The sequence below is a fragment of the Ruegeria sp. CDSA246 genome (assembly GCF_059611225.1).
Window position 1 is genome coordinate 137,029 of the sequence record NZ_JBXWPD010000008.1, and the last position, 14,635, is coordinate 151,663.

Sequence of the window (14,635 nt, forward strand, 5' to 3'; positions counted from 1 at the left end):
ACCGCGCCCGCGACCTCAGTGTGAGAAAGGTTTTGTAATGCTCTATTGGTTGACCGCCCTGTCGGACGGAGGGGATTTTTTTAACCTCTTCCGATACATCACGTTCCGCGCTGGCGGCGCCTTTTTGACTGCGTTGATCTTTGGTTTTCTTTTCGGGAAGCCGCTGATCAATGTACTGCGCAAAAAACAGGGCAAAGGCCAACCTATTCGGGATGACGGCCCAGAGGGGCATTTTTCGAAGGCGGGCACACCGACAATGGGCGGGCTTTTGATCGTAGGCGCGCTGGTGACATCGACCCTGGTCTGGGCTCGGTGGGACAACCCTTACGTCTGGATGGTCTTATTTGTAACACTGGCCTATGCGGCGATCGGGTTTGCAGATGACTATGCAAAGGTATCGAAGCAGAACACTAAGGGCGTTTCGGGCAAAATGCGTATGGCGCTAGGGGTGATAATCGCAGTTTTGGCCTCGGCCTGGGCTACGCTGCATCATCCCGAGGCGCTGCAAAACCAGCTGGCTTTGCCGATTTTCAAGGATACACTGATCAATCTAGGCATATTCTACATTCCCTTCTCGATCATCGTGATCGTTGGCGCGGCCAATGCGGTGAACCTGACCGATGGTCTGGATGGTCTGGCCATCATGCCGGCGATGATCGCGGCCTCGACGCTAGGCGTGATTGCCTACGCCGTGGGACGGGTCGACTTTACCGAATATCTGGACGTTCATTACGTGCCGGGAACCGGTGAGATTTTCATTTTTACCTCGGCTTTGTTTGGCGCGGGCCTTGGGTTCCTTTGGTACAACGCACCTCCGGCTGCGGTGTTCATGGGCGACACCGGGTCGCTTGCGTTAGGCGGTGCTTTGGGTGCCATTGCGGTGGCCACCAAACATGAGCTGGTGCTGGCAGTCGTCGGCGGTTTGTTCGTGGTCGAAGCGTTGAGCGTGATCATCCAGGTGCTGTACTTCAAACGCACCGGGCGGCGCGTGTTCCTGATGGCGCCGATCCATCATCACTATGAGAAAAAGGGATGGGCTGAGCCGACGATCGTGATCCGGTTCTGGATCATCTCGCTGATCCTGGCGATGATCGGTCTGGCAACGCTGAAGATCCGGTAAAGCTCCCGCCAGGTTCAGCGGACCTGCGGTCCGCCTGCCACCTGTTGGGCCCGGCTCGCGCTGACGCGCGAGCCTTTTGCCACCCTTGCCATCAGTGATTTCTTCGGTGCAGTGTGGCGGCTAAATTTACGTCAAAAAAGGTGGGCAGTATGATCCCGGTCAAAGGGTTTTCAGGGCAGAAGGTTGCGGTTCTGGGGCTAGGCCGGTCGGGGCTGGCCACGGCGCGTGCCCTGCAGGCAGGCAAAACTGAGCCTGTGTGTTGGGATGACAATCCTGCCGCCCAGGAAAAGGCCAAGGCCGAGGGGTTCGTCTGCGTCGATCTGCGCCGTCATGGCGCTTTTGACGATATCGCCACGCTGATCGTTTCGCCCGGTATTCCTCATCTCTATCCTGACCCCAATCCAATTGTGGCTGCGGCGCTTGAGGCCGGTGTCCCGATCGATAACGACATCGGGCTGTTTTTCCGATCCTTTGCAGGGCCTGAGTGGAACAATTATGACTCTCCGCCGCGTGTGATCGCAGTGACCGGGTCGAACGGGAAGTCGACCACCGCAGCTTTGATTCACCATATCCTGACCGAAGCCGGCCGCGAGGCACAGCTGGCGGGAAATATCGGGCGTGGGGTGCTGGATATTGATCCGGGCGGTGACGGTTCGGTCGTTGTGCTGGAACTGTCCAGCTATCAGACAGAACTGGCCCGCGCCCTGACCCCGGACGTGGCCGTTTTCACCAACCTGTCGCCCGACCATCTTGACCGCCACGGCGGGATGGGGGGCTATTTTGCCGCCAAGCGTCGGTTGTTCGCCGAGGGCGGCCCGGACCGCGCCGTGATTGGCATTGACGAGAAAGAGGGCGCGTTTCTAGCCGGTCAACTTGCCGAAGGCCGCGCGGATGATCGCGTCATCCGCGTGTCGGTTGCGCGCAAGCTGACGGGACCCGGGTGGCAGGTGTTTGCCCGTAAAGGGTTCTTGTCGGAATACCGCAAGGGACGGCAAGCGGGCTCGATTGACCTGCGCGGAATCACGGGCCTTCCCGGCGCACATAACCACCAAAACGCCTGTTCGGCCTATGCCGCCTGTCGCGCGCTTGGGCTGGCACCGCGCGTGATCGAAGACGCGCTGCACAGCTATCCGGGCCTGCCGCATCGCAGTCAGATCATCGCCGAGGTAGGCGGTATTACTTATGTGAATGACTCAAAAGCCACCAATGTGGACAGCGCTCTCAAGGCGTTGAGCGCCTTCAGGAAGGTCCGCTGGGTCTGTGGGGGGCTTGAGAAGGAAGGCGGTGTCGCCGCTCTGAACGCAGCCGCAGACCAGGTGGTCAAAGCTTATGTCATTGGTCGCGAGGCCGCGAATTTCGCCATGCAACTAAAGGCCGATGCGCTGGTTTGCACCACCATGTCCGAGGCTGTTGAGCAAGCCATGAAGGATGCCCAACCCGGCGAGACAGTCCTGCTTGCGCCAGCCGCGGCCAGTTTCGACCAATACGACAATTTCGAGCAGCGCGGAGAGGACTTTGTAGCGGAAGTCAGGCAACGGCTTCCGGAATAGCCATTTGCAATAGACCGCCGGTTGGGCCAAGCTGCGATGCTATCAGCTTGACGCGCCATCATTATTGGTTTTGCTTGCCTGCAAATTCAACACGAGGTTATGACTATGCCATTTCGTAAGTTTTCTCTGATCCTGCCTGCCATTCTCGTTGCCGGTGCCTGCACCAACACAGGTGCCAATTATCAACCAATCGTCGACGGCCCGATCGGCCCGAACTACAACGTAGACCTTCAGCAGTGCCAACAACTGGCGGCATCACAAGCCAGCGTTGATGGCTCTACCGCAGGAAACGCAGCGATAGGCGCGGCAGGTGCGGCGGCTGTAACCGGGATTGTTCAGGACAGCAGCGACAATCTGGGCCGTGCGGCAGTTGCCGGTGCGCTTGTTGGCGCCGGCGCAGACGTGATTAACAAAAACCAGAACAAAGAAGTTATCGTGCGCAACTGCATGCGCGGACGTGGCTACAACGTCGTCGGCTAACTCTGCCCGGCGATTGCAATTCCTGCGGCGTGGCCCGAGGACCACGCCCATTGGAAGTTGTAGCCGCCCAGCCAACCGGTGACATCCACCGCTTCGCCAATCGCATAGAGGCCAGGGACATCCCTGGCCTCCATCGTTTTTGACGACAGGCTATCAGTGTCGATCCCGCCCAGCGTCACCTCGGCTGTACGATACCCTTCGGTGCCCGAGGGGGTGAGCTGCCAGTCGGACAGTGCTGCGATCAGTTCGGACAGCGCGGTGTCCGACTGATCGGCCAGATTGCCTGGCATGGGGATATGATGGCTCAGGTACTCGACCAGACGCCCGGGCAGGTGGCGCGCGAGTTCCGTGGTCAGCGCCTTGCGTCCGCCGCTTTGCCGCTGATCCCGCAGCAAATCTAACAGCGGCAGATCCGGGATCAGGTTTACGCGGACCGCCTCGCCTTCGCGCCAATAGGAAGACAACTGCAGAACCGATGGTCCACTAAGCCCGCGATGGGTGAACAGCAGAGCCTCGTCAAAGCTGGTCCGGTCATTCGACAGCCGCGCGGGTAGGGATACGCCAGACAGGTCCTTGAATTTACCATCCGAAAACGTAAACGGCACGAGCGCGGCCCGCGTTTCGGTTATCGTTAATCCGAACTGGCGCGCAATCTCATAGGCCAGCCCGGTCGCGCCCATCTTGGGGATCGACTTGCCGCCAGTAGCCAGCACGAGGTTGGTGCAGCTTAGGCTAAGCCGCTGCCCTTCACGTTCGAGGTCCACAGCAAATCCGCCATCGGTCTTGCGCAGGTCTTTTACGTCGGTCCGAATCCACAATTCGGCCCCGGCACGCTCGATCTCATCCAGCAACATCTGAATGATCTGTTTTGACGATCCGTCGCAGAACAGTTGCCCCAGCGTTTTCTCATGCCACGCGATGCCGTGTCGGTCGACCAGATCAATGAAATCCCACTGCGTGTACCGCGCCAGCGCGGATTTGCAGAAATGCGGATTCTGCGACAGGAAATTTCCCGGTCCCGCGTACATATTGGTGAAGTTGCAGCGCCCACCTCCTGAGATGCGGATTTTCTCTCCGGCAGCTTTGGCGTGGTCGATCACCAAAACGCGCCCGCCGCAATAGGCGGCGCACATCATACCGGCTGCACCGGCACCAAGGATGATCGTGTCATAAGTCATGTGCTGCGCATGGCTTGGATTAATAGGGAAGGCAAGGGCTAGACGAAAACACAAGTCGTGTAAGTCTGTTTGGTGGTGAGTCCTTGTCCTTTTTGCCAGTTCTGGGAAAGGGATTTAAAGCGGTCGCTGAGGCCTTTGCGAATTTGGCCGCGATATCATGTGTTAGAATGCTCGCGGAAAGAAAACTCATCTTGATGCACAGCACAGGAGGGCGGTTCAATGATCATGCGCATTTTCCAAGTCACAGTTCGACCGGGCAAAGAGGCGGAATTTTCAAAGTTCTTCCACGAGACTGCGATCCCTTTGATGCAAAGCACCGAAGGCATTGTTCAGGTCCTGCCGGGTGCTCCGCGTTCGGATTCACCGCGTGAGTTCAGTTTTGTTATGATTTGGAGCAGCCTGGACGCATTAGTAGCTTTTGTTGGTGACGATTACCAAAGTCCACATATCGATCCGGCAGAGGCCGAGTTGGTCGAATCCAGAACGATAAAGCACTACGATCTTGTAACCTAGGTGATCCGTACATCTTGGAAGGGAAAGCCCGGGTCGGATCACCGGCTTGAAGGTGTCAATTTCCCCTGTTGCCGTGTCATTCCGCTAGCCCAAACGCAAAAATGCCTGTAGACTCTCAGTCAGATCCTGAAAAACGGGACGTTAACGAGGCAGATAGTGGCGGTATCTCATGACTGAGATGGTGTATGGCGCGGTCCAGGACCAGCGCGGAGAACCGATTCTTCCGAAATGGTGGCGGACAATTGATCGCTGGACGATGTCCTGCGTTCTGATCCTGTTTGTCATCGGATTGTTGCTGGGGCTGGCCTCATCACCACCGCTGGCAGGGCGCAACGGGTTTGATCCGTTCCACTATGTCGAACGGCAGGCACTGTTCGGCGGACTGGCGCTGATTGCGATGCTGCTGACGTCGATGATGTCGCCGACACTGGTGCGCCGTTTGGCAGTACTTGGGTTCCTTGCCTCGTTTGTGGCGCTGGCCTTTCTGCCCGTCTTCGGAACGGATTTCGGAAAAGGGGCAGTGCGCTGGTACTCGCTGGGCTTTGCATCTTTGCAGCCGTCGGAATTTCTGAAACCCGGATTTGTCGTCGTGGCCGCGTGGCTGCTGGCTGCGTCGCAACAGATCAACGGCCCTCCGGGTCGGTTGTGGTCATTTGCGTTGTGCATTGCAATTGTGGCGATGCTGGTTTTGCAACCTGACTTCGGTCAGGCCTGCCTGATCCTGTTTGGATGGGGTGTGATGTACTTTGTGGCCGGCGCGCCGATGCTGCTGCTGGTTGGCATGGCAGGGGTCGTTGTCCTAGGTGGGATGTTCGCCTATTCGAATTCGGAACACTTTGCCCGCCGTATTGATGGCTTCCTGAACCAGGAGGTCGACCCGACCACTCAGCTTGGCTATGCCACCAACGCCATCCGCGAAGGCGGTCTGTTCGGTGTCGGCGTGGGTGAGGGACAGGTGAAGTGGTCCTTGCCCGATGCCCATACGGATTTCATCATCGCCGTTGCGGCCGAAGAATACGGGCTGATCCTGGTGCTGATCATCATCGCGCTGTATTCACTGATCGTTGTACGTTCGCTTCTGCGGCTGATGCGCGAGCGCGATATGTTCATCCGTCTGGCCGGGACCGGTCTGGCCTGCATGTTCGGCGTTCAGGCCATGATTAACATGGGTGTGGCTGTGCGCCTGCTGCCTGCCAAGGGCATGACGCTGCCCTTTGTCAGCTATGGTGGGTCGTCGCTGATTGCGGGCGGCATCGCTGTTGGTATGTTGCTGGCCTTCACCAGAAGCCGCCCACAGGGCGAACTTGGCGATATTCTGCGCGGAAGAGGATAATGGGGAAACCTTACCTGTTGATTGCGGCTGGCGGCACCGGGGGCCATATGTTCCCGGCGCAGGCGTTGGCCGAAGCGATGCTGAATAAAGGCTGGCGCGTGCGCCTGTCCACGGATGAGCGTGGCGCGCGCTACACAGGCGCCTTTCCGCAAACGGTCGAGATTGTCGAGGTTGCCTCTGCCACCTTCGCGCGCGGCGGACTGGCCGCTAAGGCATTGGTCGGCCCCAGGATTGCGGGCGGCGTCAGCAGCATGGCGTTCCAGATGATGCGGGACAAACCGGACGTTGTCGTGGGCTTTGGCGGATACCCGTCGATCCCGGCTTTGGGGGCCGCGACGATGCTGAAAGTTCCGCGCATGATCCACGAACAGAATGGGGTTCTGGGGCGCGTGAACCAATTGTTTGCCACGCGTGTTGCCAACGTCGCCTGTGGTGTCTGGCCGACCGATCTGCCCGAAGGGGCCAATGGAATCCACACCGGAAACCCGGTCCGCGCCGCCGTGCTTGAGCGCGAGGCCGCAGGTTACATCCCACCGGGCGACTATCCTATGTCTATTCTGGTTATGGGCGGCAGTCAGGGTGCGCGCATTCTCAGCGATATTGTCCCTGGCGCGATTGCTGCCTTGCCTGACGACTTGCGCAGCCATATCCGTGTTGCACATCAGGCCCGCGACGAGGATGGGGAACGTGTTACGGCGTTCTATGCCGAACATGGTATCCGGGCCGAGGTCAAACCTTTCTTTGACGACGTTCCGCGTCGCATGTCGGATGCACAACTTGTCATCAGCCGGTCCGGCGCATCCAGCGTGGCGGATATCTCGGTCATCGGACGTCCATCGATCCTGATCCCGTTTGCCGCAGCCGCAGGCGACCATCAAACTGCGAACGCGCGAGGATTGGTTCAGGCAGGCGGCGCGATTATGATCCCGGAAAACGCACTTGACGTTCCCTCGCTGACAGAGCAAATCACCGCCGTTCTTACCAACCCCGAAGCCGCCCAAAAGATGGCCCATGCCGCCCTCTCGACCGGTGCCCCCGACGCAACTGAACGTCTGACGGCCCTTGTCGAACAACTGGCGCAGAAGGAGACCACATGAATCCTGCAACCAAACTGCCGCAAGACGTAGGGTCGATTCACTTTGTGGGGATCGGCGGAATTGGGATGTCGGGCATTGCCGAGGTTTTGCTGAACCTCGGTTACCGCGTGCAGGGGTCCGACCTGAAGGCGTCCAAGATCACTGATCGTCTGGCGAGCCTTGGGGCTGAGATATTTGTCGGCCAGCGTGCCGAAAACCTTGAAAACGCGGCCGTTGTTGTGGTGTCGACCGCGATCAAGCCTGGCAACCCCGAGCTGGACGGCGCCCGGGCGCAAGGCCTGCCGGTTGTTCGTCGCGCCGACATGCTGGCCGAGCTGATGCGCCTGAAATCCAACATCGCCATTGCCGGAACCCACGGCAAGACCACCACGACCACCATGATGGCCGAGCTGATGGTGGCCGGCGATTTCGATCCGACCGTCATCAATGGCGGCATCATCCATGCCTACGGTTCGAACGCACGGATGGGGCAGGGTGAATGGATGGTGGTCGAGGCCGACGAATCCGACGGTTCGTTCAACCGACTGCCCGCGACCATTGCCATTGTTACGAATATCGACCCCGAGCATATGGAGCATTGGGGTGACTTCGACCAACTGCGCGACGGGTTCTACGAGTTCGTCTCGAACCTGCCATTCTACGGTCTGGCTGTGTGCTGCACGGACCATGCAGAGGTGCAGACGTTGGTTGGACGTATCACCGACCGCCGGGTCCGGACCTATGGGTTCAATGCGCAGGCTGATGTTCGTGCGTTGAACCTGACCTACAGGGGCGGCGTGGCGCATTTCGACATCCACCTTCAGTACGAAGATAAGATGATCGAGGGCTGCACATTGCCGATGCCCGGCGACCACAATGTCTCAAACGCGCTGTCTGCAGTGGCCGTCGCCCGCCATCTGGGTATGAAGGCCTCGGAAATCCGTGATGCGCTGGCTAATTTTGGCGGCGTCAACCGCCGCTTCACTAAGGTCGGCGAGGTCGATGGCGTCACCATTATCGACGATTACGGCCACCATCCGGTAGAGATTGCAGCCGTTCTTAAAGCTGCGCGCCAGGCCACCGATGGGCGCGTGATCGCCGTGCACCAACCGCACCGGTACTCGCGCCTGTCCAATCTGTTTGACGATTTCTGCACCTGCTTCAATGACGCGGACGTTGTAGCCATCGCTGATGTTTTCTCTGCCGGAGAGGACCCGATCGAAGGAGCCAGCCGAGATGATCTGGTGCAAGGCCTGATCCGTCACGGTCACCGCCACGCGCGTGCATTGCTGAACGAAAACGATCTGGAGCGCCTTGTTCGCGAACAGGCCCGTCCCGGTGACATGGTTGTTTGCCTTGGCGCCGGTACAATTAGCGCCTGGGCCAATGGGTTGCCTGAAAGGCTGCGACAAAAACAAGCCGTTTGATGGAATGGACTCTCTAGCACTGCAACTTTAAAGTGTGATTTTGCAGTTGCAGCAATGATCGTCCTCGGAGGGGCAGTTGGTATATTCGGTGCTTTTTGCTGGCTTGTGGGTTTTGGCCTCAACGATCGTCGCCATGCTGCCAATGCGCCTGCAATTTCCGCCGGGCATTGTGCTGTTCGTTTCCGCTCCTGCGCTGATCGTCTGGCTGGGTCATGACTTTGGCTGGTTTTTCTCGTTGCTGGCCTTTGCTGCTTTTGCATCCATGTTCCGCAATCCCATTCGCTATTACTGGCGCCGCTGGACCGGGCAGGAGGTCGAGGAGTGAACTGGTCGATCGCCCTTGCCGCTCTGTGGGGGATCGCCGCAAATGTGCTGGCGATGATCCCCAGCAAGGACAACCATTGGACCCGCGCTTATGTCCTGATCGCTGTGGGGATTCCAATACTGGGTTACGTCACTTTGCAGAACGGCCCGTGGATCGGGCTGATCGTTCTGGCGGCGGGTATGTCGGTACTGCGTTGGCCTGTGATCTATCTGGGGCGGTGGGTGCGGCGTATGGTCGGAGAATAGAATTGGACCCCAGAATATTCGCGTTTCTCTGCGGGCTTACCTTAGTTTCTGTTATGGTCGCGATGTATTCGCATCTACGTACGAAAGCAGGCAAACTTCGCGGCCCACTCATTTTGATTTTGTTTTTGATCGCGTCGGGACTTTACGGCTTTGTTACCCGTATACATTTCGAGCCAGTATCTATCGATAAACAAACCGCAACGATAGACGCTTGGATTGTGATCTACGTGCTTGCGGTCTCCATTCCGTTGATTGCCGCCTTATGCGTTGGGTTTGTCACCGGGGGACTGCACCGCGTTCTGGCGCGGTGGAAGAACAATTCTAAGCAATTGGGTGACAAAACCGTTCAAGCAGATTACCAGAGCACCATGGATCAATTGCTTCCCAAGCCACGCGGCAAACTCTCGAAAAAACGGGCTCTTAATGACTTGACTTGGCTGCGTGTTGGCGGCCCGGCTGACTATTTGTTTCAACCTGCTGACACCGAGGATTTGCAGGATTTTCTCCGTGATCTGTCCGGCGACGTCTCGGTCTTTCCCATGGGCGTCGGGTCAAACCTGATCGTTCGCGATGGCGGCTTGCGCGCAGTTGTGATCCGATTGGGGCGGGGGTTCAATGCTATCTCGGTTGAGGGAAACATCGTCACCGCCGGAGCTGCCGCGTTGGATGCGCATGTGGCGCGCAAGGCGGCGGATGAGGGTGTGGACCTGACCTTTTTGCGCACCATCCCGGGCTCAATCGGCGGTGCGGTGCGGATGAACGCAGGGTGTTATGGCAGCTACACGGCAGACGTGCTGCGCAAGGCGACCATTGTCACCCGGCAGGGAGAGCTTGTGGAACTGACTCCGGAAGACCTGAATTTTCGTTATCGCCAGTCCGATCTGCCCGAAGGCGCGGTACTAATCTCGGCCACTTTCGAAGGTCCATCCGGCGATCCGGAAGAGCTGTACGCCCGGATGTCCGCGCAGTTGCAAAAACGCGACGAAACCCAGCCGACCAAAGACCGTTGCGCCGGGTCAACCTTCCGCAACCCGGCAGGGTTTTCTTCGACCGGGCGGGCGGATGATGTACACGACCTTAAGGCATGGAAGGTCATTGACGATGCGGGCATGCGCGGCGCGACGCGCGGCGGAGCACAGATGAGCGAAAAGCACTCGAATTTCCTGATCAATACCGGTGATGCCTCTGCCGCGGACCTCGAAGGTCTGGGCGAAGAGGTGCGAAAAAAGGTTTACGAAACAAGCGGCATCACGCTAGAGTGGGAAATCATGCGGGTCGGTGATCCGTTGACAGAATAAAGCCCTGACCGTCAGACCATAACAGGCAAATTAAGGCGACGGATCAAGGAGATAAACGCAGTACGGACCACCACATAAGGTCCGGGGACATTGAGGCGCACGTTGGGTATGTCGAGCAGGACAAACCCCAAAGTGGCGGTATTGATGGGTGGACCCTCGAAGGAACGCGAGGTGTCTCTCAGCTCTGGGCGCGAATGCGCGGCCGCCCTTGTGGGAGAAGGCTTTGAAGTAGTTGAGCTGGACGCAGGTCCTGACCTCTATGCGCGCCTTTTGGAAATCAAACCAGACGTTGTGTTCAACGCCCTGCATGGCCGCTGGGGTGAGGATGGCTGCGTTCAGGGTCTGCTGGAATGGATGCGCATTCCGTACACGCACTCTGGTGTTCTGGCCTCGGCGCTGGCGATGGACAAGCAGCGCAGCAAAGAAGTGTTTGAGGCCGAAGGCCTACCCGTTGTTGCCAGCGTGATCGTACCAAAGATTGAGGTAGTTAAGGTTCATGTGATGGAGCCTCCTTACGTGGCCAAGCCCAACAACGAAGGCTCCAGCGTTGGGATCTACATCGTGCATGAAGGGTCTAATGGCCCTCCGCAGCTGTCGCATGAAATGCCCGATCAGGTTATGGTCGAGAAATACATTGCCGGACGCGAGTTGACTGTAACGGTGATGAACGACAAGGCCGTAACGGTTACCGAGATCATGACCGATGGCGGTTGGTACGATTATGACGCCAAGTACAAGCCCGGCGGATCGTGGCATGTTTTGCCCGCTGACGTACCGACCGAAATTTTTGCCCTGTGCATGGACTACGCATTGCGCGCTCATTCTGCGCTGGGATGCAAGGGCGTAAGCCGTACGGATTTCCGCTGGGATGACAGTATGGGTGCCGATGGGCTTTTCCTTCTCGAGACCAACACTCAGCCCGGCATGACGCCGACGTCCCTGGTGCCTGAACAGGCCGCACATCTGGGGATGAGTTTCGGGCAGCTATGCGCCTGGATGGTGGAGGACGCATCATGCGACCGCTAAGAGCCACCCGAGCGCCTGTGGTTCACCGGCCCAAACAACTGACCGGTCCCGATGCTGATTTCGAATCCGGCGCACATACCGGAGTCGAACCCAAATTGCGGCTGCGTGGTATGTTTGGTGGCAAGGGCGATCGCCTCGACCCGGCCCCGTCTCGTCTCAGCTACCGCCTGCAGCGCTGGATGCTGACGCGGGGCGTTCGGCGCAGCCTAAAGATTGGCCTGCCGGTGTTTGCCGTTTGCGCCGCAGTTGGCATCTATTTCGGTTCGCAAGAGCGTCGCGATGCGGTAGTGGCCTATGTCATCGACATCAAGACTTCGATCCAGCAACGGCCAGAGTTCATGGTCAATCTGATGGCCATTGACGGGGCAGGGACCAACCTGTCCGAGGATATTCGTGAGGTCGTACCGCTGGATTTCCCTGTCAGCTCATGGGATCTGGATGTTGAGCAAATCCGCGACACGATTACCGGGCTGAATCCGGTCAAATCCGCCACGGTACGGGTGCGCCCGGGCGGCATTCTGCAGGTGGATGTTGTCGAGCGTCAGCCCGTCATCGTCTGGCGTACGCGCCGTGGGATCGAATTGCTGGATGAGACCGGCGCGCATGTGGAACGCATCGCGTCGCGCAAGGATCACTCTAATTTACCTCTGATCGCGGGCAAAGGTGCAGACGGTCACGTAGGTGAGGCGCTTGAATTGCTGACAACCGCCCGCAGCCTCGGCGGTCGTGTGCGCGGGCTGGTCCGGATTGGTGAACGTCGCTGGGACCTGGTTATGGACCGCGGCCAGCGCATCATGTTGCCAACCGAACGCCCCGTACGCGCGTTGGAACGCGTTCTGGCCGTGAATGAGGTGCAGGACCTTTTGGAACGCGACGTCGCGGTGGTCGACATGCGCCTTGGGCAACGTCCGACAATAAGAATGACCAAAGCTGCCAGCGAAGACTGGTGGAATACAAAAGTGACAGTGGGTAGCGAGCAGTAACGACCATGATGACCGATCTTTATCAGTCCCAGCGCGCCATGCGGCAGATGCGCAGACAAGCCATGCAACGCGGTGTTGTCGCCATTCTCGATGTTGGCAGTTCCAAGATTGCCTGTCTTGTATTGCGCTTTGATGGGACCGGCCGCCTGAGCGAGGACAACACCATCGGGTCGATGGCCGGGCAGACCGGGTTCCGGGTGATTGGTGCTGCGACCACACGGTCGCGGGGCGTTCAATTTGGCGAAGTCACCGCCATGCAGGAAACGGAACGGGCGATCCGAACCGCCCTGCAGGCGGCGCAAAAGATGGCCGATATCCGGGTCGATCATGTGATAGCCAGCTTCTCGGGTGCGAACCCGCGCTCTTACGGGTTGGACGCGCAGGTCGATCTTGAGGGTCAGGTCGTGACCGAGGCAGAGGTTGGCCGTGTCCTGAACGCCTGTGATGTGCCGGATTACGGGGCAGGGCGCGAGGTATTGCATGCCCAACCGGTCAATTTCGCTTTGGACAACCGCTCAGGTCTGATCGATCCGCGCGGCCAAATGGGGCAGAGCCTTGCCGTCGACATGCACATGCTGACCGTTGACGCGACTGCGATCCAAAACATCGTGCGCTGCATCAAACGCTGCGATCTGGAATTGGCCGGAATTGCAAACTCGGCCTATGTGTCTGGTGTTTCCGCCTTGGTCGAGGATGAGCAGGAACTGGGCGCGGCCTGTATCGACATGGGTGGCGGCACGACCAGCGTGTCGATCTTTATGAAAAAGCACATGATTTACGCCGACTGCGTGCGCATGGGTGGTGATCATGTAACCTCGGACATTTCGATGGGGTTGGGCATTCCCGCATCGGTCGCCGAGCGGATAAAAACCTTCAATGGCGGCGTCCATGCCACTGGAGCGGATGATCGCGACCTGATTGATATCGGCGGCGATACCGGCGACTGGGAGCATGATCGCCGAACTGTTAGCCGAGCTGAACTGATCGGGATAATGCGTCCGCGTGTTGAAGAGATCCTGGAAGAGGTGCGTGTTCGTCTGGATGCCGCCGGGTTCGAGCATATGCCGAGCCAGCAGATCGTCCTGACCGGCGGCGGCAGCCAAATCATGGGGCTGGATGGTTTGGCCACCCGCATCCTCGGGCAGCGTGTTCGCCTTGGCCGGCCGCTGCGTGTGCATGGTCTACCGCAATCGGCGACCGGGCCGGGGTTCTCCTCCGCAGTGGGGCTCAGCCTGTTTGCAGCGCACCCGCAGGACGAATGGTGGGACTTTGAAATCCCGGTCGACACCTATGCCGCGCGCCCGTTCAAGCGGGCCGTGCGTTGGTTCCGTGACAATTGGTAAGCTGGGGGTCGCAGCGCTGCTGGCCCTGGTACCGCTGACCACTCAGGCGCAAACCCGGATCACACCTGAGGCGTTTTTGGATGCAGTAAAGGGCAAGACTGTCACGTTCCACGACTTTTCGACGGGCGAGCTTGTAGGAACTGAAGAGTTCCTCAGCCCTGTGCTGTCGGTCTGGCGCATGGTGGGGCGCGGTTGTGTTTATGGTCAGATCACCACACCTGATGGTCAAATCTGCTTTCTTTATGATGATGACCCGGATGGTATCCCGGTCTGCTGGTGGCCTTTCGAATATAAGGGCAAGTTGATGGTGCGACTGGCCACTTTTGCAGACAGCGAAATCCAAGAGGTGCGCAGCATCACCGAGGACGGTTTGAATTGCCCAAGTACCCCGATCAGCTAAAGAAATGGGTTGCAGCTGACTCGTTTATCCATCAAGATATCCACAAGGCCCAACAGAGGCCCGCGGCAGGACCTGAGCAGTTTTCCGCAGTTTGACAGTTTATGAGTCCCTTTGGTGATGCGTCGGTTGAGTGCCGCGTGCAAATCGCCTGTTTTGTGCTACATTGAGATTTTTACGCAACATCTGGCGGTATTTGCGAAATACTGCCGGTCAGCGCCTTAATTCCTCCATATTTTGTGGAATTACGCGATTTTTGGCGTGACGTTTGCTGTTTCAAACGGTAGGATTGTTAGTGGATAGGTAAGAAAAACACCGCTTTGGCGGGAACAAAAAAACAG

The 14,635-nt window shown here is 58.3% G+C and carries 15 protein-coding genes; 14 read left to right on the forward strand and 1 reads right to left on the reverse strand.

The features are described from left to right. Positions 1 to 37: 37 nt before the first annotated feature. From mraY to AC2FI9_RS12220, 3 genes are all read left to right on the forward strand, one after another. Positions 38 to 1,120 carry a phospho-N-acetylmuramoyl-pentapeptide-transferase gene (gene mraY, locus AC2FI9_RS12210; protein WP_108859445.1) on the forward strand — a complete coding sequence of 361 codons (1,083 nt, stop codon included), beginning with the start codon at positions 38 to 40 and terminating at the stop codon, positions 1,118 to 1,120. A gap of 149 nt (positions 1,121 to 1,269) precedes the next feature. Next, on the forward strand, positions 1,270 to 2,670 hold the full coding sequence (murD, locus tag AC2FI9_RS12215; protein WP_496767958.1) for a UDP-N-acetylmuramoyl-L-alanine--D-glutamate ligase: 1,401 nt from the start codon (positions 1,270 to 1,272) through the stop codon (positions 2,668 to 2,670). A gap of 99 nt (positions 2,671 to 2,769) precedes the next feature. Then, the gene (locus tag AC2FI9_RS12220; protein WP_058274332.1) at positions 2,770 to 3,150 is read left to right on the forward strand and encodes a glycine zipper family protein; all 381 of its coding nucleotides are present in this window, start codon (positions 2,770 to 2,772) and stop codon (positions 3,148 to 3,150) included. On the opposite strand, the gene AC2FI9_RS12225 is transcribed toward AC2FI9_RS12220, so the two are convergent. Then, a complete protein-coding gene (locus AC2FI9_RS12225; protein WP_496767960.1) occupies positions 3,147 to 4,328 on the reverse strand; it encodes a BaiN/RdsA family NAD(P)/FAD-dependent oxidoreductase in 1,182 nt (393 codons plus the stop codon). The two genes, AC2FI9_RS12220 and AC2FI9_RS12225, sit on opposite strands and share 4 nt — an antisense overlap. Before the next feature lie 219 nt (positions 4,329 to 4,547). Between AC2FI9_RS12225 and AC2FI9_RS12230 the strand changes: the two genes are divergently transcribed. The 11 genes from AC2FI9_RS12230 to AC2FI9_RS12280 all read left to right on the forward strand — a co-directional run bounded on the left by AC2FI9_RS12230 (position 4,548) and on the right by AC2FI9_RS12280 (position 14,297). Next, on the forward strand, positions 4,548 to 4,841 hold the full coding sequence (locus AC2FI9_RS12230) for an antibiotic biosynthesis monooxygenase family protein (RefSeq protein ID WP_496767962.1): 294 nt from the start codon (positions 4,548 to 4,550) through the stop codon (positions 4,839 to 4,841). Between the two features lie 169 nt (positions 4,842 to 5,010). Then, a complete protein-coding gene (gene ftsW / locus AC2FI9_RS12235; protein WP_058279575.1) occupies positions 5,011 to 6,174 on the forward strand; it encodes a putative lipid II flippase FtsW in 1,164 nt (387 codons plus the stop codon). Further along, the gene (locus tag AC2FI9_RS12240) at positions 6,174 to 7,271 is read left to right on the forward strand and encodes a UDP-N-acetylglucosamine--N-acetylmuramyl-(pentapeptide) pyrophosphoryl-undecaprenol N-acetylglucosamine transferase (protein WP_496767964.1); all 1,098 of its coding nucleotides are present in this window, start codon (positions 6,174 to 6,176) and stop codon (positions 7,269 to 7,271) included. Before ftsW ends, AC2FI9_RS12240 begins: the two co-directional genes overlap by 1 nt. Further along, positions 7,268 to 8,677 carry a UDP-N-acetylmuramate--L-alanine ligase gene (gene murC / locus AC2FI9_RS12245; protein WP_496724396.1) on the forward strand — a complete coding sequence of 470 codons (1,410 nt, stop codon included), beginning with the start codon at positions 7,268 to 7,270 and terminating at the stop codon, positions 8,675 to 8,677. Before AC2FI9_RS12240 ends, murC begins: the two co-directional genes overlap by 4 nt. A 76-nt stretch (positions 8,678 to 8,753) precedes the next feature. After that, on the forward strand, positions 8,754 to 9,002 hold the full coding sequence (locus AC2FI9_RS12250) for a DUF2484 family protein (protein WP_496724398.1): 249 nt from the start codon (positions 8,754 to 8,756) through the stop codon (positions 9,000 to 9,002). Further along, positions 8,999 to 9,247 carry a DUF2484 family protein gene (locus tag AC2FI9_RS12255; RefSeq protein WP_496724400.1) on the forward strand — a complete coding sequence of 83 codons (249 nt, stop codon included), beginning with the start codon at positions 8,999 to 9,001 and terminating at the stop codon, positions 9,245 to 9,247. Before AC2FI9_RS12250 ends, AC2FI9_RS12255 begins: the two co-directional genes overlap by 4 nt. A 368-nt stretch (positions 9,248 to 9,615) precedes the next feature. Further along, positions 9,616 to 10,545: a UDP-N-acetylmuramate dehydrogenase gene (gene murB, locus AC2FI9_RS12260; RefSeq protein WP_496768108.1), complete on the forward strand. Its 930-nt coding sequence runs from the start codon at positions 9,616 to 9,618 to the stop codon at positions 10,543 to 10,545. A 102-nt stretch (positions 10,546 to 10,647) separates the two neighbouring features. After that, the gene (locus AC2FI9_RS12265; protein WP_496734171.1) at positions 10,648 to 11,571 is read left to right on the forward strand and encodes a D-alanine--D-alanine ligase; all 924 of its coding nucleotides are present in this window, start codon (positions 10,648 to 10,650) and stop codon (positions 11,569 to 11,571) included. Further along, positions 11,559 to 12,554, forward strand: coding sequence for a cell division protein FtsQ/DivIB (locus AC2FI9_RS12270; RefSeq protein WP_496767966.1), 996 nt, complete (start codon positions 11,559 to 11,561; stop codon positions 12,552 to 12,554). Before AC2FI9_RS12265 ends, AC2FI9_RS12270 begins: the two co-directional genes overlap by 13 nt. Before the next feature lie 8 nt (positions 12,555 to 12,562). Next, the gene (gene ftsA, locus AC2FI9_RS12275; RefSeq protein WP_058279582.1) at positions 12,563 to 13,897 is read left to right on the forward strand and encodes a cell division protein FtsA; all 1,335 of its coding nucleotides are present in this window, start codon (positions 12,563 to 12,565) and stop codon (positions 13,895 to 13,897) included. Next, the gene (locus AC2FI9_RS12280; protein ID WP_496734175.1) at positions 13,884 to 14,297 is read left to right on the forward strand and encodes a hypothetical protein; all 414 of its coding nucleotides are present in this window, start codon (positions 13,884 to 13,886) and stop codon (positions 14,295 to 14,297) included. The genes ftsA and AC2FI9_RS12280 overlap by 14 nt, the downstream gene beginning before the upstream one ends. Positions 14,298 to 14,635: the final 338 nt, after the last annotated feature.